Source organism: Dickeya dadantii NCPPB 898, assembly GCF_000406145.1.
In the GTDB taxonomy this organism is placed as follows: domain Bacteria; phylum Pseudomonadota; class Gammaproteobacteria; order Enterobacterales; family Enterobacteriaceae; genus Dickeya; species Dickeya dadantii.
In genome coordinates, this window is sequence record NZ_CM001976.1 from 446,930 (window position 1) to 469,991 (window position 23,062).

The 23,062-nt window shown below is 55.2% G+C and carries 27 protein-coding genes and 2 pseudogenes; 16 read left to right on the forward strand and 13 right to left on the reverse strand.

Annotation, left to right across the window (positions count from 1 at the left end; genetic code table 11):
* Window positions 1–140: 140 nt before the first annotated feature.
* The 6 genes from DDA898_RS02500 to DDA898_RS02525 form a co-directional block, all read right to left on the reverse strand.
* Window positions 141–542: a hypothetical protein gene (locus DDA898_RS02500; RefSeq protein ID WP_038910096.1), complete on the reverse strand. Its 402-nt coding sequence runs from the start codon at window positions 540–542 to the stop codon at window positions 141–143.
* Window positions 543–570: 28 nt separating this feature from the next.
* Window positions 571–1,050 carry a GNAT family N-acetyltransferase gene (locus tag DDA898_RS02505; RefSeq protein ID WP_013316117.1) on the reverse strand — a complete coding sequence of 160 codons (480 nt, stop codon included), beginning with the start codon at window positions 1,048–1,050 and terminating at the stop codon, window positions 571–573.
* A complete protein-coding gene (locus DDA898_RS02510; protein ID WP_013316118.1) occupies window positions 1,041–1,313 on the reverse strand; it encodes a type II toxin-antitoxin system TacA family antitoxin in 273 nt (90 codons plus the stop codon). The genes DDA898_RS02505 and DDA898_RS02510 overlap by 10 nt, the downstream gene beginning before the upstream one ends.
* 572 nt (window positions 1,314–1,885) lie before the next feature.
* A complete protein-coding gene (locus tag DDA898_RS02515) occupies window positions 1,886–2,599 on the reverse strand; it encodes an SAM-dependent methyltransferase (RefSeq protein ID WP_038912402.1) in 714 nt (237 codons plus the stop codon).
* Window positions 2,600–2,615: 16 nt separating this feature from the next.
* Window positions 2,616–2,873, reverse strand: coding sequence for a YjhX family toxin (locus tag DDA898_RS02520; protein ID WP_013316120.1), 258 nt, complete (start codon window positions 2,871–2,873; stop codon window positions 2,616–2,618).
* A 444-nt stretch (window positions 2,874–3,317) separates the two neighbouring features.
* The gene (locus DDA898_RS02525; RefSeq protein ID WP_038910107.1) at window positions 3,318–3,656 is read right to left on the reverse strand and encodes a hypothetical protein; all 339 of its coding nucleotides are present in this window, start codon (window positions 3,654–3,656) and stop codon (window positions 3,318–3,320) included.
* Window positions 3,657–4,128: 472 nt separating this feature from the next.
* Between DDA898_RS02525 and DDA898_RS02530 the strand changes: the two genes are divergently transcribed.
* Entirely contained in the window at window positions 4,129–4,932 is an 804-nt protein-coding gene (locus tag DDA898_RS02530) for a hypothetical protein (protein ID WP_038910109.1), read from the forward strand.
* Window positions 4,933–5,125: 193 nt separating this feature from the next.
* Here the strand turns inward: DDA898_RS02530 and DDA898_RS02535 are convergent, their stop codons facing one another.
* A complete protein-coding gene (locus tag DDA898_RS02535; protein ID WP_013316124.1) occupies window positions 5,126–5,608 on the reverse strand; it encodes an Lrp/AsnC family transcriptional regulator in 483 nt (160 codons plus the stop codon).
* 163 nt (window positions 5,609–5,771) lie between these two features.
* On the opposite strand from DDA898_RS02535, the gene DDA898_RS02540 reads away from it, so the two are divergent.
* From DDA898_RS02540 to DDA898_RS02555, 5 genes and pseudogenes are all read left to right on the forward strand, one after another.
* On the forward strand, window positions 5,772–6,146 hold the full coding sequence (locus tag DDA898_RS02540) for a Dabb family protein (protein WP_033111551.1): 375 nt from the start codon (window positions 5,772–5,774) through the stop codon (window positions 6,144–6,146).
* 2 nt (window positions 6,147–6,148) lie between these two features.
* Window positions 6,149–6,571, forward strand: coding sequence for a DUF2000 domain-containing protein (locus tag DDA898_RS02545; RefSeq protein ID WP_038900138.1), 423 nt, complete (start codon window positions 6,149–6,151; stop codon window positions 6,569–6,571).
* Between the two features lie 132 nt (window positions 6,572–6,703).
* Window positions 6,704–7,132, forward strand: a complete 429-nt coding sequence (locus tag DDA898_RS22975; RefSeq protein ID WP_152490662.1) for a hypothetical protein — start codon at window positions 6,704–6,706, stop codon at window positions 7,130–7,132.
* Window positions 7,117–7,440 (forward strand): annotated as a pseudogene (locus DDA898_RS02550) (bacilysin biosynthesis protein BacA); the annotation flags it as partial. The gene DDA898_RS22975 and the pseudogene DDA898_RS02550, both read left to right, overlap by 16 nt.
* Before the next feature lie 70 nt (window positions 7,441–7,510).
* The gene (locus DDA898_RS02555) at window positions 7,511–8,137 is read left to right on the forward strand and encodes a LysE family translocator (protein WP_038900143.1); all 627 of its coding nucleotides are present in this window, start codon (window positions 7,511–7,513) and stop codon (window positions 8,135–8,137) included.
* Between the two features lie 69 nt (window positions 8,138–8,206).
* Here DDA898_RS02555 and DDA898_RS02560 read toward each other — a convergent pair whose 3' ends face one another.
* Together DDA898_RS02560 and DDA898_RS02565 are read right to left on the reverse strand one after the other, a co-directional pair.
* Window positions 8,207–8,833 carry a LysE/ArgO family amino acid transporter gene (locus DDA898_RS02560; protein ID WP_038910110.1) on the reverse strand — a complete coding sequence of 209 codons (627 nt, stop codon included), beginning with the start codon at window positions 8,831–8,833 and terminating at the stop codon, window positions 8,207–8,209.
* Between the two features lie 177 nt (window positions 8,834–9,010).
* Window positions 9,011–9,787 (reverse strand): HNH endonuclease, encoded by a 777-nt coding sequence (locus tag DDA898_RS02565; protein WP_038910112.1) that lies wholly within the window; start codon window positions 9,785–9,787, stop codon window positions 9,011–9,013.
* Between the two features lie 216 nt (window positions 9,788–10,003).
* Between DDA898_RS02565 and DDA898_RS02570 the strand changes: the two genes are divergently transcribed.
* Window positions 10,004–11,395, forward strand: coding sequence for an MFS transporter (locus DDA898_RS02570; RefSeq protein ID WP_038910113.1), 1,392 nt, complete (start codon window positions 10,004–10,006; stop codon window positions 11,393–11,395).
* Here DDA898_RS02570 and pdxR read toward each other — a convergent pair.
* Window positions 11,358–12,842 (reverse strand): MocR-like pyridoxine biosynthesis transcription factor PdxR, encoded by a 1,485-nt coding sequence (pdxR, locus tag DDA898_RS02575; protein WP_038910114.1) that lies wholly within the window; start codon window positions 12,840–12,842, stop codon window positions 11,358–11,360. The genes DDA898_RS02570 and pdxR overlap by 38 nt on opposite strands.
* Before the next feature lie 106 nt (window positions 12,843–12,948).
* Here pdxR and DDA898_RS02580 point away from each other — a divergent pair, with 106 nt between their 5' ends.
* From DDA898_RS02580 to DDA898_RS21930, 3 genes and pseudogenes are all read left to right on the forward strand, one after another.
* The gene (locus tag DDA898_RS02580; RefSeq protein WP_038910116.1) at window positions 12,949–13,398 is read left to right on the forward strand and encodes a GNAT family N-acetyltransferase; all 450 of its coding nucleotides are present in this window, start codon (window positions 12,949–12,951) and stop codon (window positions 13,396–13,398) included.
* Window positions 13,395–13,826 carry a carboxymuconolactone decarboxylase family protein gene (locus DDA898_RS02585; RefSeq protein ID WP_038910117.1) on the forward strand — a complete coding sequence of 144 codons (432 nt, stop codon included), beginning with the start codon at window positions 13,395–13,397 and terminating at the stop codon, window positions 13,824–13,826. Before DDA898_RS02580 ends, DDA898_RS02585 begins: the two co-directional genes overlap by 4 nt.
* A gap of 85 nt (window positions 13,827–13,911) precedes the next feature.
* Window positions 13,912–14,103: pseudogene (locus tag DDA898_RS21930) on the forward strand (MFS transporter); the annotation flags it as partial.
* A gap of 59 nt (window positions 14,104–14,162) precedes the next feature.
* Here the strand turns inward: DDA898_RS21930 and DDA898_RS02590 are convergent.
* The 3 genes from DDA898_RS02590 to DDA898_RS02600 all read right to left on the reverse strand — a co-directional run bounded on the left by DDA898_RS02590 (window position 14,163) and on the right by DDA898_RS02600 (window position 16,857).
* Window positions 14,163–14,786 (reverse strand): DUF4276 family protein, encoded by a 624-nt coding sequence (locus tag DDA898_RS02590; protein WP_081639205.1) that lies wholly within the window; start codon window positions 14,784–14,786, stop codon window positions 14,163–14,165.
* On the reverse strand, window positions 14,783–15,943 hold the full coding sequence (locus DDA898_RS02595; RefSeq protein ID WP_033111555.1) for an AAA family ATPase: 1,161 nt from the start codon (window positions 15,941–15,943) through the stop codon (window positions 14,783–14,785). Before DDA898_RS02595 ends, DDA898_RS02590 begins: the two co-directional genes overlap by 4 nt.
* 122 nt (window positions 15,944–16,065) lie before the next feature.
* Window positions 16,066–16,857: a DeoR/GlpR family DNA-binding transcription regulator gene (locus DDA898_RS02600; RefSeq protein WP_033111556.1), complete on the reverse strand. Its 792-nt coding sequence runs from the start codon at window positions 16,855–16,857 to the stop codon at window positions 16,066–16,068.
* Between the two features lie 344 nt (window positions 16,858–17,201).
* Between DDA898_RS02600 and DDA898_RS02605 the strand changes: the two genes are divergently transcribed.
* The 6 genes from DDA898_RS02605 (at window position 17,202) to DDA898_RS02630 (ending at window position 23,053) form a co-directional block, all read left to right on the forward strand.
* The gene (locus DDA898_RS02605; protein ID WP_038910119.1) at window positions 17,202–18,005 is read left to right on the forward strand and encodes a transketolase; all 804 of its coding nucleotides are present in this window, start codon (window positions 17,202–17,204) and stop codon (window positions 18,003–18,005) included.
* A 2-nt stretch (window positions 18,006–18,007) separates the two neighbouring features.
* Complete coding sequence (locus tag DDA898_RS02610; protein WP_038910120.1) at window positions 18,008–18,928, forward strand: transketolase family protein; 921 nt, start codon at window positions 18,008–18,010, stop codon at window positions 18,926–18,928.
* A 13-nt stretch (window positions 18,929–18,941) separates the two neighbouring features.
* Window positions 18,942–19,745 (forward strand): GolD/DthD family dehydrogenase, encoded by an 804-nt coding sequence (locus tag DDA898_RS02615; protein WP_038910121.1) that lies wholly within the window; start codon window positions 18,942–18,944, stop codon window positions 19,743–19,745.
* 92 nt (window positions 19,746–19,837) lie between these two features.
* Entirely contained in the window at window positions 19,838–20,773 is a 936-nt protein-coding gene (locus DDA898_RS02620) for a D-ribose ABC transporter substrate-binding protein (protein WP_038910123.1), read from the forward strand.
* 43 nt (window positions 20,774–20,816) lie between these two features.
* Window positions 20,817–21,449, forward strand: a complete 633-nt coding sequence (locus DDA898_RS02625; protein ID WP_038900154.1) for a DUF2291 family protein — start codon at window positions 20,817–20,819, stop codon at window positions 21,447–21,449.
* Window positions 21,450–21,499: 50 nt separating this feature from the next.
* Window positions 21,500–23,053: a sugar ABC transporter ATP-binding protein gene (locus tag DDA898_RS02630; RefSeq protein ID WP_050570308.1), complete on the forward strand. Its 1,554-nt coding sequence runs from the start codon at window positions 21,500–21,502 to the stop codon at window positions 23,051–23,053.
* The last annotated feature ends 9 nt before the right edge of the window (window positions 23,054–23,062 follow it).

Sequence of the window (23,062 nt, forward strand, 5' to 3'; positions counted from 1 at the left end):
CCACCGCGCCCGCCCCCTCCCCAAAAAGGGGGCGGGCGCGGTGCCAGACGCTATCATGATTGGCAAACCATAAGGTCTGGTTGCTACTAATAACGTTAATTGGTTGGCTTTCGACTAATACTGATGGGAAATGACGCCATTTATTTTAAATCAGCATGCTTAAATGTTTGTTCGCCAGCCTGGCTATTTGTCATTTTTAGCATGCTATTCTCTTCTGTATAAGTGATTAAGGCGTCATTCGGGTTATCTCGCCAACGGCCTATGTAGTTAGGTTCCGAATCACTTCCAGCGGTTCGCCATAGCACTCGTGACCCTTCTATCATCTTGCACTGATATTTCCACAGGCTATTATCACTTGGCCTGTGATATTGCAAATTAACGAGATCCCCATTCACTTTTGTTTTCATTATTTTGGGTTCTTTTGCGAACTCCATTGACATGGCTGCTTTACAGATTTCAGCATTCGAGAAGGGAGCTGAAAAAGCGGGAATAGCCATTAATGAGGTACTTAAAATCAGAGAGAACTTAATTAAATGCTTCATAAACCCTCTTTATTTTGATAAAAATTTATTACCATAACGATAATAATAAGGTGTGTTCCTGTATTTCTGACGGGACAAAACCCCAGTATTGGTAGAACGCTTTTGCCTCATCAGATAACGCATGTACCAATAACGCTTTGTTGCCTACCTGCTGCGCTACATTGCGGGAGCGGAGTACCGCATCTTTCAGAAGCCCGGCACCGATCCCCATACGTTGATAACGTTCATCAACGGCTAATCGGCCAAGTACCAGAACAGGAATGGGGTCAGGCATATTGCGCCGGAATGCGCCCGGTGCAACCTGACGCTGGATGCTACCCGACGCGAGGGCATAGAACCCCACCACACGCTGTGTACCGGCTTCACACACCACGAAGGTGCGTGAAGCGCCCAGCGTCTGATTTTTTAACGCCTTGCGTTTCAGCCATTCATTCAATGACGGCTCGGAACAATGAAAATCCACAACTGCATGTTGAGGCAGCAATAATTCAGGTGCCGTTATTCCCACGGAGATTTCCTGTTCAGTAATGCATTCACACGCGGATTATCTGTGACTGGTGATTCCAACACCTGAATGAAAGCATCATATTGTTCATCATTGACCAGAAACAGCCTTTGATCCAACAACACATCCTCAGCCTCACGGCAGGCAGCATCAAGGATAAACTCTGTTCTTGATTTCGACAGCAATTTAGCGGCGACATCAATCAGCTCCCGCTGTGATGCTTTAGCACGAATATTAATCGGCATTTCTTTTGGCTCTGTTCGCATCGTGACCTCTCTGTGTAGCGAATAGCTATACATCCAGTATAGTGAACGGTACAGCAAATAGCCACACGCCATTCATGAACAACATTTTCGTCATAGCGGGGTTGGGTTAGGATCTGTTACACGGAATCGAACCGGAACGGATAAGAATTAATCTTATTGATAAAATGACGTGATATAGCTCATTGAAAACATGGGCTAAAAATGAAGTGGGGGCATAAAAGGGGGCACCTAAATTAGGTTGGTGAGTATTAAATTTTATTATTCAATCAATTACATCATTTTGCGAGTCCGGCCTTCGCACCAAAATTCAAAAATCAAGCCACCTTCGGGTGGCTTTTTTTTGTGTCCGCTATCGTCCGTTTTATTCAATACATTATTGTTAAATAAAGATTTAATTCGTGATTTGTGCCTGTGTTTTTTGTCCGTCATCATATCAGAAGATATTGGGGTCAAGATGAGGGCCAATTCGCTTCGATTATGAGTTGACCCCCAATTATGGTGCTGACTGACGTTGCTGTGTAGATATTCTCCCCACCGCTTCCGAGTGGGGAGAAAATTAGGTGCGGTCTACCTCAAACTTTCCGTCCCACGATTTGGATAATGTTGAAGTATTCTCCGGCCCCCGCTTCCATAATGGGGACCATCATTTCCTGAGCAAGAGAACATTCCATAAAGTCATCCCATGCCTGCTGGCATGAATCCATTTCGCGCAGCAGGGTAATTTCTATACCGGATTCTTTTTCCCATAGCGCTTTCCACCAGCTACAGGAATAAAAATACCAGTCTGGTGTCCAGAAAGGTTTGACGACTTCGGGCAGGTTGCCTTCAGAGTAGTCCTGTATAAATCCGGGTACGGCAACCGCTATCAGCCCGCCTTTTTTCACAAACGGCAGCAGTTTCGTCAGCATGCCGTCGTTGCTGCCAAAATACTGCCAGGCATCCACGCTGATGATCATGTCGAAGTATTCATGAGCAAAGGGTATCTCCTTTGTGGCGTCTACCAGCAGAGGAAAAATTTTAGAATCAACGCCCAGACTGGCGAAGCGCTCTGCGTTTTCGGTCGGGGAGATCCATAAATCGGCGGCAAACACCGTTACGTCGTATTTTTTCGCCAGCAGGATGGACGAAATGCCTTTCCCGCAACCAAGGTCCAGGATACGCATACCCGGCGAAATGGGGAGCATAGTGGCCATTTCCTCCGTAATGCGCATGGCATTCGGCCCCATCATGGTGTCCAGAAGAAACGCATTGTCATAGCCATCGGTAAAAGGAGTATTAATAACCATATTCATCACCTGTACCTTAGCGGTTGTCCGGTTGGGCGCGAACAGTGTTCAGCCCGGTGGTGTTGATGCGGTAAGGCTGACCATTGATGGATTTGATCAGTTTTTTGGTTTTAAGTTTTTTGAAGACGGCGAGCGTGCAGTCGCTGAGCAACAGCCCTTCGCGGCTATAGCATTCAACTGAAGTGATATGCCCGGATGCATCGCGTATGTGCGCAATACGACCGCCTTTAGCGAGAACGTGTAAGGTACGTTGTTCCTGACGCGATAAATTCATACTGGAAACCTGTTAATCATCATGTGCAAAAACAAGCCAACACCCGCAGATGTTTGCGTAAAGTTTAAGCGCAGCGATAATCAGTCCGGCCTGAGCGGTCGGGAAGCTGATTATCTGATGATGACATTCTCCAGCATCAAAGCCTCGGTACGAGTTGAAAGGTCGTTACGCAGTTGAAGCTAACACGCTTAGATTTTTTAAAAATACTCCCACAGCACAGAAATGTGATTTCAGGTGAGGTTACCCAGTGCGGTGTAGAGTCCCGCCCGTCAGAGCGGGGATATCAGGCGCGGTTTTATTATGTTGTGGATATCGATCCGCCGGGGTGAGTAATAGGCTTGTTCATGGCAGCATTGTCACTATATACAATGCTGCATCATTCTCCGGCGTATCTGGCGCTCGTCACTGTGTGCCGTCAGCGGCCATCAACCATGCGGCTGAACTTTAAATCACGTAGCGCGGTATCAATTCACCCACATGCGGCACGGTCCGTGTGCAGCGTTCCGCCTGCTCGCAAATCTCCAGCAGCGCCGGGATCAGGTGCGCGGCGGCATTCAGGCTGGCGCCAAGATGGCGGCGCTGTTCGGGGCCGATGTCGGCGCCGTTTTGCAACCGGTCGCCAAGTTCGCTGAGCCCGTGGCACAACCCGGAAACGGATTCAGCGGCGATAGCGCCCAGATCGCACAGTTGAGCATCATCAAGCTGGTAGAACGGCAGGCTGGCGATCAGGTCACGAAAAATGGTGATGCTGCTGTCAGCGGGAGTGGTGTGGGTATCCGTCATAGTTAAATCTTCCATTGCTAGATAGTTATGCCATCACGCCTTCAGGTTCCAAGCTAAAGGTGTGACCCAGACAGGGTTGGAACACCGGATCTAGCGACCGGCCAACCTTACGGTTGCCCTGCCTGAGCCACGGATAAAGAGTGTGCACGCAGCCCCTGAAAAAACAAAGCGTTTTCCAGTTCCAGATATTCGGGGTTCCACGCCCGGCTGCGGATATGGCCGCAGCACAAGCACTCTATGCCAGCCGCTAACCGGGTGAAAGAAGCTGGATGGATTTACAGTGATGTTGCGATGCATTTTGGAATGCTGCTCGCAAAATGGGCCAGAATTGCTCCCTAAAAACTGTCGCTGGCAGGTCGCGCTAGCCCTCTGCAACTCCCCATTCCCCACCCGCTTTTCCCTATTTGCCGCCGGAGGGATTTGTCCGTGCTGAATTATGGTGTGAAGACATCTATCTGTCGGGGGAAACACCATGAAAGGGTACCATTTAAAAGAGCAACATCGCCGTAAATCCTGGGTGCGTGATACGAATACGGATGCAGAGGCGGCTTTGCTGAACTACCTGCCCGAACTACTGAACATGCTGAAGCTGACAATGCCGGTGCCGCCGTCGGTGATTACCCGCGACATTGAGGGCGAAACCTTTTTCGATATTCTCTATCGGTGTGATTTTAACGCCCGGCAAAACATCCACCAGATTGAGAAGATCTTTTCCGTGAAAGAAGAGTTTACGCCGGAGTGGGTGCCCGGTGCCGATCTGGCGCTGCCGGTGATCGCTCAGGAAGACCACGTATTACCGGACAAACACTACCTGCTGTTGGGGTTGGATTTGTTTGCCGCCGTTGAGCAAGGCGATACCTGCATCTCGCCGCATGGCTGGGGAGACAATCATCTGACCGGTAAAGACATGTCGGCAAGCGAGTTTCTGGAACTGAAACCCCGGCCTGCTTGCCTCTATGCCGGCGTGCTGCATGGACATGCAGGACAGCCGCTGTCGCCGCCGCAATTGTTGGGTTGGCTGGAACTGATGCGTCAGGCGTACGGCTATCCGTCCTCGACGGTAGTACTACTCGCTCCGGTGGCTGAATCGTCCGGCTTTGCCGGCTGGTTCGGTCTGTATCAGCGTAACGGTGTGATAGGGAAGGCGCCGCAGTGGCAAAGCCTGTCGGTGCTGGCGAAAGACGTTCATTTCTGGGAAGCGATGAAGGAAACCGGGCTGGCGCATAATGTGTATGTCAGTGGTATGGGCGCGAATTCAGCTTATCAGGGGAACTAGTTTCTCTGTTTTGCCGGTTCTTTTCGGTTGCTGGTGTATCTCGGGCAGGTACCACGTCCTCCGCTATAAGGCTATCTCTTGGTCAGGCTGTCTGATCAAGAGATTTCGCCTGTTGATAAACATTTAACCCACCTTAACGTTAAACGTTGCTGTGCTTCGCTATTTTTCAGGCCGCACGGCTCTTCATGGCTTGCTACTGGGGTGTTTTGAGTGGTTTCTTGATAGGAAATGTCGCGAAGGGTTTGATTTCTTTGAGGACGAACATACTTTGCATCTCTTTGATGCCAGGCAGGCGTCTGATGACGGACATAGCGAATTCCGCATAGGAATCCAGATCGCGTGAAACCACCTGCAACAGGAAGTCGGCGTCGCCACCCATGCTGTAGCAGGCCACCACGTCTTCCAGGTCTGTCACTTCCTGCTCGAATTTACGCGCCTGAGCTTCACTGTGGCTATCAATCGTGACACGAACGAATACCATGACGCCAAGGCCAATTTTCCGGCGGTCCAGTACGGCGCGATAGCTTTGGATGACATCTTCTTCTTCCAGCTTGCGGACTTTGCGCCAGCATGGAGAGGGAGACATACCTATTTGTTCTGCTAATGTCTGGTTGGTGATTCGGGCATCTTTCTGTAACAGGGTCAGAATCTTAATGTCTGTTAGGTTTAGTTTCATTCTGGTAATTTTCTTTCTTTTTGATGTCTTATATGGGTTAATCTTACCCTTATTGGTTGTATTCTCAACGGTTATAGATAGAAAATTTCCTTTTTAATGATTCATAATACTTTTCCAAAGCTAATGGGTAATGCGGTCAGTAAAGGGAGCGGTAAGGAAAAGTATGATCCTGCATATTGTGCTGTTCACATTCAAAAACCCTTATAACTGGTCATCGCCAGCTGCGCTGGAAGCGGAAGAAATTACACGGAGTCATCCGCTTCATATCAGTGAAATTCGTGGTTGGGGATGTGGACGAAATATTACTGATAGAGCGGTGGCTGCCGATTTCGTTGTGTTAGGTATGTTCGATACCCAGCAGGATGTTGCTGCTTATCTTGTCCACTCAAATCATCAGGTTGGGGTGGAAAAGTGGAAAGCTATCGCTGAATGGAACGTAGTGGATATCGATTTGAATAGCGATTTATCGCATACCTATGGCCTGTTACGGTCGCTGGGAATGGCGGGAAATAATTGCCTTGAGGTCGTTGGGGATTAATCATGAAATTTGATGCAACTTCTCATAAGTGTACGATTGTTATCGATAAAGATTTAGGTGCGGGCCTTTCGATCAACGCGGCCAGCGTCATTGGTATCAGTTTTGGGCGGACGGTGGAGAACCTGGTTGGTCCGGATATGCAAAGTCAGGATGCCGTGAACTACCCTGGTGTGATTTATGCTCCGTTGCCGGTGTTGCTGGCGCCGGGGGGATACGTGCAGGAGTTGCTTCGACATGCCGAAAATGACGAAGAAGTTTACGCCATGCCTTTCAGCGCACTAGCGCAGTCCTGCCGAACCTATGATGAATATGGTGAGCGAATATCTGCGGTAAGTAGCGATAATATCGAACTAGTGGCGATTGGATTAATTGGTCCGAAAAAGAAAATTACGCGGCTAACGGGTAATCTCCCACTCTTTAAATAATATATGAGTTATTTGTTAATTCACGCAAGTTTTATTAGTAATGACGATTGTTGCTAATAAATCTTGTGTGGAATGCAATCGTGCTTTTCTGCTGTTTCGCCTATTTATTTCATACTGCTCAAGGAATATGATATGTATGCTATTTTCAAACCAGCGCTGATGCAAAAAGCTCAACATATATATGAAGAACACTTGCGTTTTGAGCGAGGTGAAACCACGTTATCTGCTCTACGCGAGCATCAGAAAATACAATTAATATCAACGTTAGATTATGTCACCAACCATTCTTTATTTTATAAAAAACATTTGGCAGGATTGACTGCTAATGATGTGAGTCAATTCAGCCTTGAGCAGATATCTTCATTACCTTTTACTACAAAAGAGGATTTGCGTAAAAACGGCGGATTATTGCCTTCGGCAGCTTTGCATGACTGTTGGATTTATTATGAAACAACAGGCACAACCGGTACTCCCACTCCGTGCCCACGTAATGAAATTGATTCATTACATAACAATACGCCTTTGATTCTTCGCTATCGTGAGAGGCTAGAGAACAATTAAATCAGAGTAATGGTTTATTGATTGTGGCAAATGCATATCCTCAGATTAACGATTTCTATATGGATCTCCGGCTGAAATTAACGGGAACCTTTGTGTTTGATACACCGCTTTATGGACTGGCGATTAAGGAAACGCTACCCAATCGTCCAGTGATCGTTGCCTCTCATCCTGCGCCTGTCCCACTTATTCAGGAACTCTTACCGGACGGTTTAAGTGTGGAGCGTGTGGTTACGATGTCATCCACCAGCGCGGCGGCCCAGGCGGTAGCCAACCATGAAGTTGATATGGCATTGACGACGGAGGTAGCCGTCAATCAGGGAACTGGTTTAGACATGTGATTGGAATATAACCACAACGTTGAATGAGGAAAGAGACACAATGCTGGAACCCGCACAAATCCTGGCTTATATCACCGCATTGGGGTTGGCGGCTGCCATTCCCGGTCCGGGGATGACGGCGCTGGTTGCGCGTAGTGTCAGTGGCGGCGCGATCACTGGCTTTACTATGCTGGCTGGCTTGATTATCGGCGATTTGATTTACCTGTCATTTGCTGTTTTCGGATTGGCGGTCGTGGCGCACAGTTACGGTGCGCTGTTTACTCTGATCAGCTGGGGGGCGGCGATTTACCTTGGCTGGCTTTCCTGGCAGTTCTGGAGCCATAACCCAGAGGCGATCGCTATCGATCAAAGAATCAGCCGGCGTGAGCTGGCTTCCGCCTGGTTCTCCGGCCTGACTATTACGTTGGGTAATCCCAAAACCATTGCTTTCTATCTGGCGTTATTGCCGCTGGTGATCACACTGGATACCGTGTCGCTGCAGACTTGGGCATTGATGCTGGTGCCACTGACCATCAGCGTGTTGCTGGCGGTAGGTGCGGTATTTATTCTCGGTGCATTGAGAATTCGGCATTTGCTAGCCAGCACTCGCGCGCAGCTCTGGCTTTTCAGAAGTGCGGCGATGATTATGCTGGCCGCCTCACTGGGAATGGTGTGGAAGACACTGTAGGCGGCGCCACGCATAACACAGGAGGAACTACGGTCGCGTTTTCGTGGCGTTGTCTCCCGCCTGCGGTTCTTATACCTGATACAAAAAACGGCACAGCTGAAACGCCATAAAAATCATGTAGCAGCCGATCAGGGTGTCGATGACGCGCCAGGTGAGCGGGTTGGCGAAATAGCGCGAGCAGGCGGCGGCCGTGTAGCCGATGGTGTAGAACCAGATAAACGACGCGCTGATGGAGCCGGCCAGATAAAACAGTTTCAGGTCGGGGGCGATGCCGGAGGAAATGCCGCCGATGATCGCCACCGTGTCCAGATAGACATGCGGATTGAGCAGGCTGACCGCCAGACAGGCGCCGATCACCGTGCGCCGGCGGCGCAGGCCGTCGCCCTGGGTGGTGAGCGTCAGCTGGTTGTTGCCGCGCCAGGCGCTTTTCAGCGCGTTGTAACCGTACCACAGCAGAAACAGCACCCCGGCCAGCGTCAGCGTGGTGATCGCCGGTTTGCTGTCGTTGATGATTTTGCCAAGCCCCAGCACGCCGAGCGTCATCAGCGCCATATCGCATAAAAAACACACCGAACTGACCCAGAACACGTGCTCCCGGCGCATCCCCTGGCGCAACACGAACGAATTCTGCGCACCGATCGCGACGATCAAACCGGCGCTGGTCATAAAACCGGTGATAAAAACAGGTAGTGGCATGGTTTCTCTTGAATCCCGTGTGAATCAATAACTTTGTGAATCAATAACGTGGTGAATCAATAACGTGAAGAATTACGCCGGGGCGGGGCGTTATCCCTCGCTCCGGCGCTCGGCGTGCATCATTGATAAATTACGGTGAGAAGGCCAATGAATAGATTTAATCGGTAATCAGGCCGGCTAATGCTTTGAAAAGATATTCTCCCGGTGGTGCTGAATATGCGCGAGCTTCGGCGCATATTTCTCTTCTTTGGGCAGATGCAGCGGCTTGCCTTCATATTGTTCAAACTGACTTTGCACAATATCGCTGGTCAGGACTTTGATGCGCGGCGACAGCAGTAATTCCAGATGATCGTTAAAACCAATCAACCCTTGGTCAAAGGCTTTGTCGTGCAGCGCGGACAGACATAATCCGTTGCTGGGATCCAACCGGTGCTCGGCGATGTCTTTCCACGGGCGAATATGACTGGCGATCAATAAGATCGGCTCTTCCAACCCGGTAATACAGCAGCGTTCGTCGTACGCATTCAATACCCGTTTGCGAAACTGTTGCTGGCCGACGCGCGCTTTGGTGGCGGTCAGGCATTCGTGGCCGCAATAATCGGGCGCGCTTTCTTCTTGCGCGTGCAGCGGCGTTGTATCGGGGGCCGCCAGCGCCGCTATCGCCTGCTGGCATTGCTGCTCGAAGGCTTCCGGGTCTTGCTCCAGTTCCTGCCACAGTTCGCGATCGGCTTTGGACGCCTGGCTTAACCCGGTACGACCGGAGTCGATGATCACCGGGTCTAGACTGGCGATATTCACCAGCTTCATCGCCAGCGCGGAAGGGGTTCTGCCAATCAGCTTGGCGTAGTGGATAATCTCGGGATTGCGGGAGTGGAGCTTGCCGAACGGTAATTGGCTGTACAACGTAAACGCAACCAATAATTGGTCACGCGTCCAGAGCGTGGAGGCTGCCATGCGTGTTCCTGCGAGTTAACGTATCGCATTAGTCGATGCGCTAACTATGCCAGGCGACGGCGTAAAAATCATGGTGTTCATCAACGGGATGAAGCACGAATTGCCGGGCGCATCAATTGCGCCCCCCGGCCAAACCCAGTAGGGTAACGGGTACAAAAAACGTGTGGTGGTGACCTGCCGCGTACTTCACGCCTTCCATTTTCTTCGGACATTATTTTGAACGCTGCTGTTACCTCTCAGGGTGCGGGATCCGCCGTCGACGGATTACCGATGCCGGCGCGTATCGGCGCCATTTTCGCTATTGCGTTCGGCATTGCCATGGCGGTGTTGGACGGGGCGCTCGTCAACGTGGCGTTGCCCACCATCGCCGCGGATTTCAACACCAGCCCGGCGTCGTCGATCTGGATCGTCAACGCCTATCAGCTGGCGATCACCATGACGCTGCTGTCGCTGTCGTCGCTGGGCGATATCGTCGGTTATCGCCGCGTCTATCTGGTGGGGTTGGTACTGTTTACGCTGATGTCGGTGGTGTGCGCGCTGGCGGATTCGCTACCGACGCTGACGCTGGCGCGCATTCTGCAGGGGCTGGCGGCCGCGGCGCTGATGAGCGTCAACACCGCGCTGATCCGGCTGATTTACCCCAGAGATAAGCTCGGGCGCGGCATGGCGATCAACTCGCTGGTGGTGGCGGTGTCCACCGCCGCCGGGCCGACCGTCGCGGCGGGGATTCTGGGCGTGGCGTCGTGGCAGTGGCTGTTTGCCATCAATATACCGTTCGGTATTGTGGCGCTGCTGTTGGGGTGGCGTTTCCTGCCGCGTAACGACGGAGTAAGAGCGCAGCGTTTCGACGCCCCGAGCGCGTTGCTGAACGCGCTGACCTTCGGGCTGTTTTTCATCGCGCTGGGTGGATTCGCTCACGGTCAGAACCTGTGGCTGGTGCTGGGCGAACTGGCGCTCACCTTGCTGGTGGGCGGCTATTTCTTCCGGCGGCAGTTGACTCAGTCTTACCCTCTGTTGCCGGTGGATCTGCTGCGTATTCCGGTATTTGCGCTGTCGATGGGTACGTCAATCAGTTCGTTCTGCGCGCAGATGCTGGCGATGGTGTCGCTGCCGTTCTATTTCCAGAGTGCGCTGGGGATGAATGAAATCGAAACCGGTCTGCTGCTCACCCCCTGGCCGCTGGCGATCATGGCGGTGGCCCCGCTGGCGGGGCGCTGGCTTGAGCGCGTCAACGCCGGGGTATTGTGCACCATCGGGCTGTCGCTGTTTGCGCTGGGATTGTTCTCGCTGGCCTGGCTGCCGGCTTCGCCGGGCTATCTGGACATCTGCCTGCGTATGGTGCTGTGCGGCATTGGCTTTGGATTATTCCAGTCGCCGAACAATCACACCATCATCAGCGCGGCGCCCCGCCATCGCAGCGGCGGCGCCAGCGGCATGCTGGGCACCGCCCGGCTGGTGGGTCAGACCGCCGGCGCGGCGCTGGTGGCGCTGATGTTCAACCTGTTCGGCGAGTTGGGCACTCATGCGGCGTTGATGACTGCCGGGACCTTTGCCACGCTGGCCGCCATCGTCAGCGGTCAGCGGATTTCGCGGCTGAAAACGGACTAGTCAGGTTGTTGCCGTCGGCGCTCAGCAGGTGCTGGAACGACGGCAACGCGCAGAGGCGCTGCGTCAGTTGATGCGCTTGCTCAGCGCTAACCAGATTGGTGAATCCCATCAGTAATCCTCCGGCGCTGTCCGGCCGTTGCCGCCATTGGCTCAGTGCCTGAATGGATAACCCGGCGGAGATGGCTTCTGCCGCGATATCCACATCGAGCGAGTCTCCCGGCGGCAGGCGGGCCAGCAGATGCATTCCGCCCGCACTGGCGTGAAGATGTAGTTTGTTGCCTGCCAGTGTGGTGAGTGCGTCTTGCAGATAACCACGGCGCCTGGCGTAGAGCGCCCGCATTTTTCTGATATGCCGGGCGAAATATCCCCGCTCCATAAAGTCGGCCGCGGTGGCTTGCGCCAGCGTGAAACCATTACTGTGCAGGATTTGCGCCGTCTGCTGAAATATCGGGATCTGTGTCTGCGGCACCACCAGATAGGCCAGTCGCAGGCCGGGGAAAAAAACTTTACTGAATGTCCCGGTGTAAATAACCCGTTCGTCGCTATCCAGACTTTTTAGCGCAGGTAACGGTCGGCCGTGATAGCGGAATTCGCTGTCATAATCATCTTCGATAATCCACGCTCCCCGGCGAGCCGCCCACGCCAGCAACGCCAGACGGCGCGGCAACGATAGCGCTACGCCAAGCGGGCTCTGGTGGGTCGGCGTCACAACGGCGAAGCGGGCGTGCCCTGCGTATTGTTCACCCGCCGCCACATCGATCCCTGCTTCATCCACCGGCACCGGCGCCAATTGCATACCGGCGTGCAGCAGAAACCGACGCGCAAACGGATAACCGGGGTCTTCATACCACCCGAGATCGCCGGGTGTGAACAGCGACCGACATATCAAATCCAGCGAGCAGTGGTAGCCTGCGGTGATGAAAACCTGTTGCTCTGAGCAGGCGATACCGCGGGAGATACCGAGATAGGCGGCAATAGCACGGCGTAACGGGAGGCATCCCTGTGGGTCAGGGTAGGCCAACGCATCACCGCCCAGCGTTCGCAGGCGCTGTCCAGCCAGTCGGTTCCAGGTTTTACGCGGAAAGGCGTCCAGAGCCGGTAATCCCAACTGAAAAGGCAGAATCGCCGGGCTTTGCGGTTCGGGCTGCGGGCGTGATGGCGGCGGGGCGGCGGGCGCATGACCTGGCGTCAGGTTGGTTAGGCCGGGTGAAACGATCGTACCGGCCGGCCCTCGGGGTAGCAGATAACCTTCGCTTGTCAGTCTCTGATAGGCCGCTTCCACCGTGCCGCGCGCCAGATTCAGCTCGCTAGCCAGACTGCGTACTGAGGGTACCCGCTCGCCGGGGTGTAATTGCCCGGTGGCGATCGCATCCCGAATCCGCTGGTAAAGCTGTTGATTGAGCGGTGCCGAAGGCCGTGGCGAGAACGGTCTGGTCAGAAAATCCATCGCTATGTCCTTATCAATATGACATATCTTGCCCCTATTGAGTGGGTCATTGTTGGCCTACAGTAGCCCGCATTGCAACCCCCTTAATGCAGTAAGGAGCAGGAAGATGGCCGACATTCACCTGGCATTGGCCAGTAGTCAGACAGAGCAGCTGGCGTGTTTTAGCCTGATGCAGGCCCTGCGACCACATTTAACCGACGGTGAGCAATTTGTTCGTCAGGTACAACGACAGGCTCAGCACGGTTATCGGCTGCTCGTGGCCTGGCAGGAAGGCATGGCGATCGGGCTGGCTGGGTATCGGTTGCAGGAAAATCTGGTTTATGGGCGCTTTTTGTACGTTGATGACCTGGTATGCCAGGCCGATGTGCGCGGGCAAGGCATCGGCGATCGGCTGATGCAGGCGATGTATCAGGAGGCCGCGCGCGAACGGTGCGCTCATCTGGTGCTGGACTCCGCGTTATCTAACGCGTTAGCCCATCGTTTCTATTTTCGTCAGGGGCTGCTGGCGCGAGCCCTGCGTTTTAGCGCGCCGATTCACTGTGGAGAAGTACTATGAATGCATTACGTTTGCCCTATGCCACGCTGTCGCCGGAAGCCTATCAGGGGTTGTTGATGACTAAAAAGGCGCTGGAGAAAAGTACCCTCGGGCTTGAGCTGATAGAACTGGTTTATTTGCGCATTTCTCAGATCAACGGCTGTGCCTTTTGTTTAAAAATGCATGCCGGATGGCTGCGGGGGGCCGGCGTAAGCAATGAAAAAATGGATAGTCTGGCTGGGTGGCGGGTCTGTACATTGTTCAGCCCTCGCGAGCAGGCCGCGCTGGCCTGGACGGAATCGCTGGCGGATGTGGCGCTGACCCATGCTCCGGATGAGCACTTTACGCCGCTGCGCGAGCACTTCACCGAGATGGAGATCGCCGATCTTTGCTTTGCCATCGCCCTGATGAGCGCCTTCAATCGACTGGCTATCGGGGCACGTCAGTAGCCAGCTGATACCCACCGGGGTTGGCGCATGCATCCCGGTGGAGAACGTCCGGTTGTCTGTGAAAGCGATTCCTGCTACACCTGATGCCGCCAGTGCCAGCGGTATGTTGGGCACAGCCCGACTGGTGGGGCAGACCACCGGCGCGGCGCTGGTGGCACGGATGTTTAACCTGTTCGGCGGGCTAAGGACCCATGCGGCGTTGATGACGGCTGGCACCTTCGCGACGCTGGCCGCCATTGTCAGTGGGCAGCGGATTTCGCGGTTATCTCAGCCTTAACGAAGAATAGGGCCGTTCCCGCGATACTGAAACGGCCTGATGTTGCGACGTAAGTAGAATCACGAAGACATACGGGAGCGTAGTTGGGTAATAAACCGCTGCGCCCAGGGAGAGGCCTGCTGTACTTTGGCAGGGTCAATGAGCGCCAGTAAGGTGAACGAGTGTGCCCCTTTGCCGTAGCGGCCTTTGGTTGTGCTGCGGGTCGCGTTTTCAAGCATGTCGTAAACCTGCCGTTTAGCGATGCGTTCTACATTCCCTTGAGGTAAGAGACTTGTTCGAAAGCCCTGACCAAAAAACGACGCCAACGTGATACTGTCGGCAATCAGCCAGCTTTCCATACACTGTGTCATCAGATGACATTGTTGATCGTCCGATCCAGCCGGTTTTTCCCAGCCATCGCCTTGTCGTTGCCTGAGGTGTAGCCAAGGCTGCCACTGGTTTGGATCTGCGTTCTGCTGTGCTACTGCGATGACAGGCTCTTCACTATCCACCAGCAACATGGCGGGGGTTTCCTGACGAATAGCGATACAGAACGAGTTATATGCATCACGTCGGCTACCACACGCGATGATTCTGGGCATGGTTCCTGTCAGCCCCGCTTTTTTCAGAAATTCGGCAAATCCTCTACGGCATTCTGCTCTCAGACTATTGGTATCACCACCGCCTTCGACATACACGTTCACCAGCGTGTCCCTCCGATATCACCACGTGTCCACAGTTGCCCCAGCCGATAGTTTTCGAGCCAGGGTTTAAGGTTTTCGGCATCCAGCCTCGTCATCGTGGTGCCTTCCAGCGTTTTTTCTGCGACCAGCACGGCATCGGGTTGATCGCTCATGGCGTCAACCAGTACATCGGAGTGAGTGGTGACGATCAATTGCGTACGGTTGCTCGCTTCTTTCAACAGAGCTCCCAGCGTGGGGAGCACATCCGGGTGTAAGCCCAGCTCGGGTTCTTCAAGACAAATCAATGGTGGGGGATTGGGGTGACACAATACGGCCAACAAGCATAAATAGCGCAATGTACCGTCAGACAACCGCGTGGCAGGAATGGTAAATCTCCCTTCATGGAAAAAGACCTGAACCGTGCCCCCTTCGATCTGCACGTCGTAATCATCAATACCGTCATAAAGTGCCTGTAGCGCTTTTAGCAATCGCTGTTTGACCAGAGGGTCACGACGCAAACGGTTCAGCACTAGCCCCAGATTGGTACTGGTGGATTCCAGATGATCATTGGGCAGATCGGCCTTTTGTGGTTGACGTGGTGGCGTATAGCGACCGAAGCTCCACTCCCGATACAGACGAATTCGGGCAAGTTCTTGAGCAAGATAGGTAATTTCTGGATATTGGTCTGGATCCCGGCGTTGAGCCAGAATCGATTTTTCCAGATCGATATCTTCCAGTTGCAGTGCCCTTTTCTTGTTTTTCACATTCAATGTGGGCCGGGCGTTATTGAAATGGTAGTAAAAATAGGGCTCAGGATGCCCGTCAGCGGGGTGTTCGTTTTCAATCCGCTCATCCACCATTTCAAAACGCTGGGCAACTTCCGTAAAAGAAAGCTGATAGCGCAAAGATTGTGGCCCTTTGGGATTGGTGAATACGGCATTTAGTGTAGCGGTAGGCTTGCCCTGACCACCTTTCCATAGCCAGTCGCTGACCCCACCTCCATCCCTTATCGGCGTAATCAGTTTATCGGGGGCATTACGTAATAACTCGATGGCCTCCAGCAAATTGGATTTACCCGAACCGTTAGGGCCAACAATGACATTGAGCGCTTTAAGTTCGATAGGCTGAGTTGACGCGCCAAAACTCAGAAAGTTGGTGAGCTGGATGGATTTAATCATGTCACTTTTTCCACAATGCATTTCTCTGCATGTTAACGCGCCAGTCGCGCGTATTCAAAAATATGGATGTATGAAAAACACTGGCGCGAAAACGCTTTTCACTGTACCTATTTTTACCGGCATCAGCCCGCCACCATCACCGTCACTCCCAGCGCTTCAAACGCGCTGACCGCTTCCTGACTGATGCCGGCGTCGGTAATCAGGTAGTGAATGTTGCTCCAGTCGCACGGCAGGGCGAACATCGACACCTTGCCGATCTTGCTGGAGTCCGCCACCACATAGACGGTCTTGGCCGAGCGGATCATGGCGCTTTTTACCTTGATGTCGGTTTCGCTGGGAAAGCTTAGCCCCATGCGCGGGGAGATGGCGGCGGTGGCGAGAAACAGTTTTTCGGCCAGTACGTTCTCGAAAAAGCTGGCGGCTTTTTCCCCAGAGGTGGAGAGGGTGGGAAACTTGAAGGTGCCGCCGGTGAGCAGAATGTTGATGCCGGGTTCGCCGCCCAGTTTGAGCGCGATATTGACCGCGGTGGTGATCACCGACAGCCGGTGAATGTCCGCCATGTGCTCGACCATCGCGGTGGTGGTGGTGCCGGAATCGAAAATCACCGTGTCGCCGTTTTCGATCTGCGCGGCCGCCAGCCGGCCGATGGCGTCTTTTTCTTCCAGATTGATCTGCCGTTCCAGCAGCATCGCGCCGGTGTTCTGCTTGCCGGTCACCAGCGTGGCGCCGCCGTAATAACGCTGAACGTAACCCTCTTTCTGCAATTCGCGCAGATCGGTGCGGATCGTGGCTTCGGTCAGCCCGAAGGTTTCGGTCAACATTTTCACGGTGACGGTACCGTCTTCGCGCACCATCTCCAGAATTTTTTCCCTACGTTGCTGCATATCCGCCAGTTGTTCACTTTTGCTTTTCAATCGAAACTCTCCTGTACTCAAACCGGTGACGATGTTCCGCCGTCAACCCGCTAATTGCCATGAAGTTTACCCTTCACCTGCCCGGAATGCGAGGTGACGGCGGCGAAAAAGCATGGACATTTTCGCTGATCCCGCGATGCGATCCCCCTCATCTGCCGCAGTTCACGCCTGCCGTATGCGCCTTCTTGCCGGATCACACCGTTCTCACCGCGGTATTATTTTGATCTGCTTTTGTTTGATATTTGATCTTGTCCACAGAATAGGCTAAACAGAGAGCGTATGTTTTCGATCGAAAATCAATTGAAAATGATCGGGAGCGATTTGTCAGCGATCAGGAGGTAAGGATGGACGTACAGACAATCAGGCAGACAGCGCGACAAGCCCGGCGCTATGTGTTGCAGATGAATCATCGGGCGGGCAAAGGGCACACCGGCGCGGATCTGTCGGAGGTGGACATCATCTGTACTCTGTTTATGGCGGTGATGGATCGTTCGCAGGCGCGGCCGAATCAGGATCGGTTCATCCTGTCGAAAGGCCACGGCGCGGGCGGGCTGTACTGCAGCGCGGCGGCGATGGGGCTGCTTGACCCGGCGACATTAGATCAGTTTATGGGCGACGACACGCTGCTGGCCGGTCACCCGATTCATCAAAAACTGCCGGATCTGGTGGAGATCAACTCCGGCGCGCTGGGGCACGGGCTGCCGATCGGCGTCGGGCTGGCGCTCGGCAACCGGCTTGCCGGTCGCAGCCATCGACGTGTCTTCGTGCTGATGGGCGACGGTGAACTGGCGGAAGGCTCCAACTGGGAAGCGGCGATGGCGGCCAGCAAATTTCGGCTCGATAACCTGATCGCCATTGTCGATCGAAACCGTCTGCAACTGGCGGGGAAAACCGAAGACATCATGCCGCTGGAACCGCTGGAGGATAAATGGCGCGCTTTCGGTTTCGACGTGCACCACTGCGACGGCCACGATCCGCAGGCAATCATCCACGCCGTCGAGGCGCCGTCGGTGGGCAAGCCGCGGGTGATCCTCGCCAATACCGAAAAAGGGCACGGCATTTCGTTCATGGCCAACGTACCGGCCTGGCACCACGCCGTCCCTAACGATGAACAGCTGGCGCAGGGGCTGGCGGAGCTGGAGGACTGACGATGCAAGATTTACGTGATGCGGTAGTCGCCGCACTGCTCGAAGAGCAAAACGCGGGCGCCAATTTGTGCGTAGTGGTGGCGGATTCCACCTCCACATCGAAAATCGCGCCGTTCGAGAAGGCCTTCCCCGAACGGGTGGTGAATGTCGGGATTGCCGAGCAAAACATGGTGGGGATGGCGACGGGTCTGTCGTTGAGCGGCCCGACGGTGTTCACCGCCAATGCCGCGCCGTTTTTGCTGGCGCGTTCCAACGAACAGGTGAAGAACGACGTCTGCTATACCGACGCCAACGTCAAAATGCTGGGGCTGAACGCCGGGTTTGCTTACGGCCCGTTGGGGGCGACCCACCACTGTATGAACGATATCGCCATCGCCCGCTCGTTCGGCAATTTGCAGATTTTCGCCCCGGCGGATGCGGTGCAGGCCAGCGCGATAGTGCGTTACGCCATTCGCCATCGCGGGCCGGTGTATATCCGTATGGACAGCGACAAGGTACCGGTGCTGCATGAGGCCGACTGGTCGCTGACGCCGGGCAAGCCGGAGATGGTGCAACAGGGGAGCGACGTGGTGGTGTTCTGCCTCGGTACGATGGTCCATGAGGCGCTGGCCGCCGCGACGGACGCCACCATCGTGTCCTTACCTTCGCTGTGGCCTTTGGATGAAATGTCACTATTGAAAATTATTAGCGAGCATCAGTATGTGATCTCGATGGAAGAACACGTACTCAGTGGTGGCCTTGGCAGCATCATTGGTGAATTGTTGCATAAACACCATGCGCGGCAACGCTTCACCGCGCTGGGTGTCCCGCCTTATGAATTTACCCATAGCAGCAGCCGCAGCGCATTGCGGCGTCAGTTCCACATCGATGCCGCCGGACTGCGCTTAACCCTGGAACAGCTTGCGTTACGCACCATTGCCTGAGGAGAAAAACCTGATGAGTCATGACAACGAGTATGACGTGAATTTGCGTTATGGCGTGGATACCGACCTGAGTCTGAGCGACAAGGTGGCGGTGGTCACCGGCGGGCTGGGCGGCATCGCGATGGCGAGCAATGAGATGCTGCTGGCGAAAGGCGCGCGGCTGGCGCTGCTGTACCCCGCGTTCGAGCGCGACAAAGCGGCGCAGGCCGCCGAACGGTTTGACCCGACGCGGGTGCGGCTGGTGGAGTGCGACGTCACGACGCCGGCGGAGGTGGAGCGGGCGTTTGCCGCGGTGGAAGCGCATTACGGCCGCATCGACATCCTGATCAACTGCGCGGGCTACGTGATGCTGCAACCGGCGTTGGAAACCGATTTCGACGAATGGCAAAAGCAGATTGCCGTCAACCTGACCGGCCCGTTTCTGTGCTCGCAGGCGGCGGCGCGCCATATGGTGGCCGCCGGCCACGGCGGCAAGATTATCAACATCGCTTCGCAGGCGGCGTCGATCGCCATCGACAACCATGTCGCCTACACCTCCGCCAAGGCCGGGCTGCTGGGCATGACCAAGGTGATGGCGAAAGAGCTGGCGCCGCATCGCATCAACGTCAATACGCTGTCGCCGACGGTAGTGCTGACGCCGATGGGCGAGAAAGCCTGGCGCGGCGAGAAGGGCGAAGCGATGAAAAAGCTAATCCCGCTCGGGCGCTTCGCCTACACCGATGAAATCGCCGCGGCGGTGCTGTTTTTCGCCAGCAACGGCAGCGACATGATCACCGGCGCCGATTTGATGATCGACGGCGGTTTCACCATCTGGTGATTGAAATAGAACATTGAAAATAGACTGAAAAACAACTGATTACGCTGTTTCGCCGTACCCCGACAATAACGAAAGATAGAGAGAACATCATCATGAAATTGCGTTCAATGCTGTTAACTGCCGCCATCACCAGTGCCTTATCGCTGACCGCCCACGCGGCGGAAAAAGGCACCATCATGATTCTGGTCAATTCGCTGGATAACCCCTATTACGCCTCGGAGGCCAAAGGCGCGGATAAAAAAGCGCAGGAGCTGGGCTATAACACCACCGTGCTGTCGCATGGTGAAGATGTGAAGAAGCAAAGTGAGCTGATCGACGCAGCCATCGGCAAGAAAGTACAGGGTATCGTGCTGGATAACGCCGATTCCACCGCCAGCGTGGCGGCGATCAAAAAAGCGAAAAGCGCCGGGATTCCGGTGGTGCTGATCAACCGTGAAATCCCGGTGGATGACGTGGCGCTGGTGCAGATCACCCATAACAATTTCCAGGCCGGTTCCGACGTCGCCAATGTGTTCGTCGGCAAAATGGGCGAGAAAGGCAAGTACGCCGAGCTGACCTGTAGCCTGGCGGACAACAACTGCGTCACCCGTTCCAAATCCTTCCATCAGGTGCTCGATCAGTACCCGGAAATGACCAGCGTCGCCCGTCAGGACGCCAAGGGCACCTTGCTTGACGGCAAGCGCATCATGGACAGCATCCTGCAGGCGCACCCGGACGTGAAAGGGGTGATCTGCGGCAACGGTCCGGTGGCGCTGGGGGCGATTGCCGCGCTGAAAGCCGCCGGCCGCAACGATGTGGTGGTGGTCGGTATCGACGGCAGCAACGATGAGCGCGACGCGGTGAAAGAAGGCGCTCTGAAAGCCACCGTGATGTTGCAGGCGCAGGCCATCGCCGCGCAGGGCGTCACCGACCTCGACAACTATCTCCGCAAGGGCGAAAAACCCGCCAAACAGCGCGTGATGTTCCGCGGCATTTTGATTACGCCGGAAAACGCGAACAAGGTGCAGGATTTCAACTTCAAATCCTGAGTCCCGGCTGTCGCGCCCCTGCGGGGGCGCAGAGGAGATCATTATGTCCAAGAGGTCCAGACCGCTGTGGCTGGCGCTGGCCGTTCTGGGATTGGGGGGCTGCCGCATCGTGTCGCAGCAGGAACTGGCCGACCTGAAGCATCCCCCTAATCCCCATATGGCGAATCTCGGCGACACCTGGCGGCAGCACATTGTGCCGCAGGTGGTCCGCGAGGCGCGCCCGGTCGCGGCGCTGATGAAAGATGTGCAGGCGAGCAGCGACATGGACGCGGCCTGCAAGCAGTTCGGTTACCGCTCGCAGCAGGAAAACCCCTGCGTGTTCACCGTAAGAGTCACCGGTACGGTGGTCAGCATCGATACCGCCTCGCGCAACGGCAAAATGGTGGTGCGGGACGACAGCGGCGCGAGCGTCACCGTACAACTGGGGCCGACGATTCGCGGCACCGACCTGCGTGACGCTTACCGGGGCGCGAGCTATCAGGATTTCAACGATCAGGTGCTGTACGGCGATTTCGGCCGCGCCATCAACCAGCAGGCGCTGGCGATGATTCAGGCCGCTCACCCGAAAACGGGCGAGCGACTCGACGTGGTGGGGGTGTTCAGCAGTTGGGACATCCCGCAGGCGGTGCCGGATATCACGCCGGCGCAGATAACGCGTGACGACAAGGGGGGATGATGGCCGACATGAGCATACCGATGAAAGTGGCTGCCGTATTCCGCGCCCCGATGGTGACTACGGCGCCGCCGACGCCGGCGGCGGACGCCGGGGCCGCGCCGGAGGTAATTATCGAAACCCGCAACCTGTCGCGCGTGTATCCGGGCGTGACCGCGCTCGATGAGGTCAATTACCGGGTGTACCGCAATAAGGTCAACGTGCTGATCGGCGAAAACGGCGCGGGCAAGTCCACCATGATGAAGATGCTGGCCGGGGTGGAAACGCCGTCGTCCGGGCAGATCCTGCTGGATGGCAAACCGGTGACGCTGGGGTCGACCCATCAGGCGGAACGGCAGGGCATCAGCATCATCTTTCAGGAACTGAACCTGTTCCCCAACATGAACGTGATGGACAACATCTTCATCGCCAACGAGTTTTTTCAGCGCGGCGTCATCAACGAAACATTTCAGTACGCGCTGGCAAAAACCTTGCTGGAACGGCTGGAACTGGATATCGACCCCTACACCCCGCTTGGCGAACTGGGCATCGGCCACCAGCAACTGGTGGAGATCGCCCGCGCCCTGTCCAAGGACACCCGGGTGCTGATCATGGATGAACCGACCTCGGCGCTGAGCCAGTCGGAGGTGAAGGTGCTGTTCGGGGTGATCGAACAGCTCAAGCGGCGCGGCGTCACCATCATCTACATCTCCCACCGGCTGGAAGAGCTGATGGAAATTGGCGACCACATCACCATTTTCCGCGACGGCCGCTTCATCTGCGAGCGTGAGGTGCGCCACGCCAGCGTGCCCTGGATCATCGAACAGATGGTCGGCGACAAGAAAAAGCATTTTGACTATCAACCCGCGCCGCAGGGCGACACCGTGCTGACGGTGGCGGGGCTGACGGCGCTGCACCCAAGCGGCGGCTACCGGCTGCACGACGTCTCTTTCAGCCTGCGTAAAGGCGAAGTGGTGGGAATTTATGGCCTGCTGGGGGCCGGTCGCACCGAACTGTTCAAGGGATTGATCGGCCTGATGCCGTGCCAGCAGGGCAGCGTGCAACTGAACGATGACTGCCTTGACGGTCTGGGATTCCGCCAGCGGCTGGAAAAAGGCATCGCGCTGGTGCCGGAGGACCGGCAGGGCGAAGGCATGGTCCAGTTGATGTCTGTGCGCGCCAACATGACGCTGTCGGCGTTCAGCCTGCGCGGTTTCTGGCGCGCCTGGGCGTGGCTGCGCGAACCGGACGAGGCAAAGCAGGTGGACGAGATGGTACGCCAGCTGGCTGTCAAGGTCAGCGACGACGAGTTGCCGATCACCTCGCTGTCCGGCGGCAACCAACAGAAAGTGGTGCTGGGCAAGGCGCTGATGACCCGGCCACAGGTGGTGCTGCTCGACGAGCCGACCCGCGGTATCGACGTCGGCGCCAAAACCGATGTCTACCACCTGATTGGGCGCATGGCGCAGCAGGGGCTGTCGGTGATGTTTTCGTCGTCCGAACTGGACGAGGTGATGGCGCTGGCCGATCGCATTCTGGTGATGGCCGACGGCCGCATCACCGCCGATCTGCCGCGTAGCCAGGTCACCCGCGAAATCCTCATCAGCGCTTCCACTCCTCACGACTAACCGGCCGGA

What these genes read in the sequence shown, in the direction of transcription:
- DDA898_RS02500 (WP_038910096.1), bottom strand. Translation starts at nt 542, where the DNA reads ATGAAGCATTTAATTAAGTTCTCTCTGATTTTAAGTACCTCATTAATG.
- DDA898_RS02510 (WP_013316118.1), bottom strand. Translation starts at nt 1,313, where the DNA reads ATGCGAACAGAGCCAAAAGAAATGCCGATTAATATTCGTGCTAAAGCA.
- DDA898_RS02515 (WP_038912402.1), bottom strand. Translation starts at nt 2,599, where the DNA reads ATGGTTATTAATACTCCTTTTACCGATGGCTATGACAATGCGTTTCTT.
- DDA898_RS02520 (WP_013316120.1), bottom strand. Translation starts at nt 2,873, where the DNA reads ATGAATTTATCGCGTCAGGAACAACGTACCTTACACGTTCTCGCTAAA.
- DDA898_RS02525 (WP_038910107.1), bottom strand. Translation starts at nt 3,656, where the DNA reads ATGACGGATACCCACACCACTCCCGCTGACAGCAGCATCACCATTTTT.
- DDA898_RS02530 (WP_038910109.1), top strand. Translation starts at nt 4,129, where the DNA reads ATGAAAGGGTACCATTTAAAAGAGCAACATCGCCGTAAATCCTGGGTG.
- DDA898_RS02535 (WP_013316124.1), bottom strand. Translation starts at nt 5,608, where the DNA reads ATGAAACTAAACCTAACAGACATTAAGATTCTGACCCTGTTACAGAAA.
- DDA898_RS02540 (WP_033111551.1), top strand. Translation starts at nt 5,772, where the DNA reads ATGATCCTGCATATTGTGCTGTTCACATTCAAAAACCCTTATAACTGG.
- DDA898_RS02545 (WP_038900138.1), top strand. Translation starts at nt 6,149, where the DNA reads ATGAAATTTGATGCAACTTCTCATAAGTGTACGATTGTTATCGATAAA.
- DDA898_RS22975 (WP_152490662.1), top strand. Translation starts at nt 6,704, where the DNA reads ATGTATGCTATTTTCAAACCAGCGCTGATGCAAAAAGCTCAACATATA.
- DDA898_RS02555 (WP_038900143.1), top strand. Translation starts at nt 7,511, where the DNA reads ATGCTGGAACCCGCACAAATCCTGGCTTATATCACCGCATTGGGGTTG.
- DDA898_RS02560 (WP_038910110.1), bottom strand. Translation starts at nt 8,833, where the DNA reads ATGCCACTACCTGTTTTTATCACCGGTTTTATGACCAGCGCCGGTTTG.
- DDA898_RS02565 (WP_038910112.1), bottom strand. Translation starts at nt 9,787, where the DNA reads ATGGCAGCCTCCACGCTCTGGACGCGTGACCAATTATTGGTTGCGTTT.
- pdxR (WP_038910114.1), bottom strand. Translation starts at nt 12,842, where the DNA reads ATGGATTTTCTGACCAGACCGTTCTCGCCACGGCCTTCGGCACCGCTC.
- DDA898_RS02580 (WP_038910116.1), top strand. Translation starts at nt 12,949, where the DNA reads ATGGCCGACATTCACCTGGCATTGGCCAGTAGTCAGACAGAGCAGCTG.
- DDA898_RS02585 (WP_038910117.1), top strand. Translation starts at nt 13,395, where the DNA reads ATGAATGCATTACGTTTGCCCTATGCCACGCTGTCGCCGGAAGCCTAT.
- DDA898_RS02595 (WP_033111555.1), bottom strand. Translation starts at nt 15,943, where the DNA reads ATGATTAAATCCATCCAGCTCACCAACTTTCTGAGTTTTGGCGCGTCA.
- DDA898_RS02605 (WP_038910119.1), top strand. Translation starts at nt 17,202, where the DNA reads ATGGACGTACAGACAATCAGGCAGACAGCGCGACAAGCCCGGCGCTAT.
- DDA898_RS02610 (WP_038910120.1), top strand. Translation starts at nt 18,008, where the DNA reads ATGCAAGATTTACGTGATGCGGTAGTCGCCGCACTGCTCGAAGAGCAA.
- DDA898_RS02615 (WP_038910121.1), top strand. Translation starts at nt 18,942, where the DNA reads ATGAGTCATGACAACGAGTATGACGTGAATTTGCGTTATGGCGTGGAT.
- DDA898_RS02620 (WP_038910123.1), top strand. Translation starts at nt 19,838, where the DNA reads ATGAAATTGCGTTCAATGCTGTTAACTGCCGCCATCACCAGTGCCTTA.
- DDA898_RS02625 (WP_038900154.1), top strand. Translation starts at nt 20,817, where the DNA reads ATGTCCAAGAGGTCCAGACCGCTGTGGCTGGCGCTGGCCGTTCTGGGA.
- DDA898_RS02630 (WP_050570308.1), top strand. Translation starts at nt 21,500, where the DNA reads ATGGTGACTACGGCGCCGCCGACGCCGGCGGCGGACGCCGGGGCCGCG.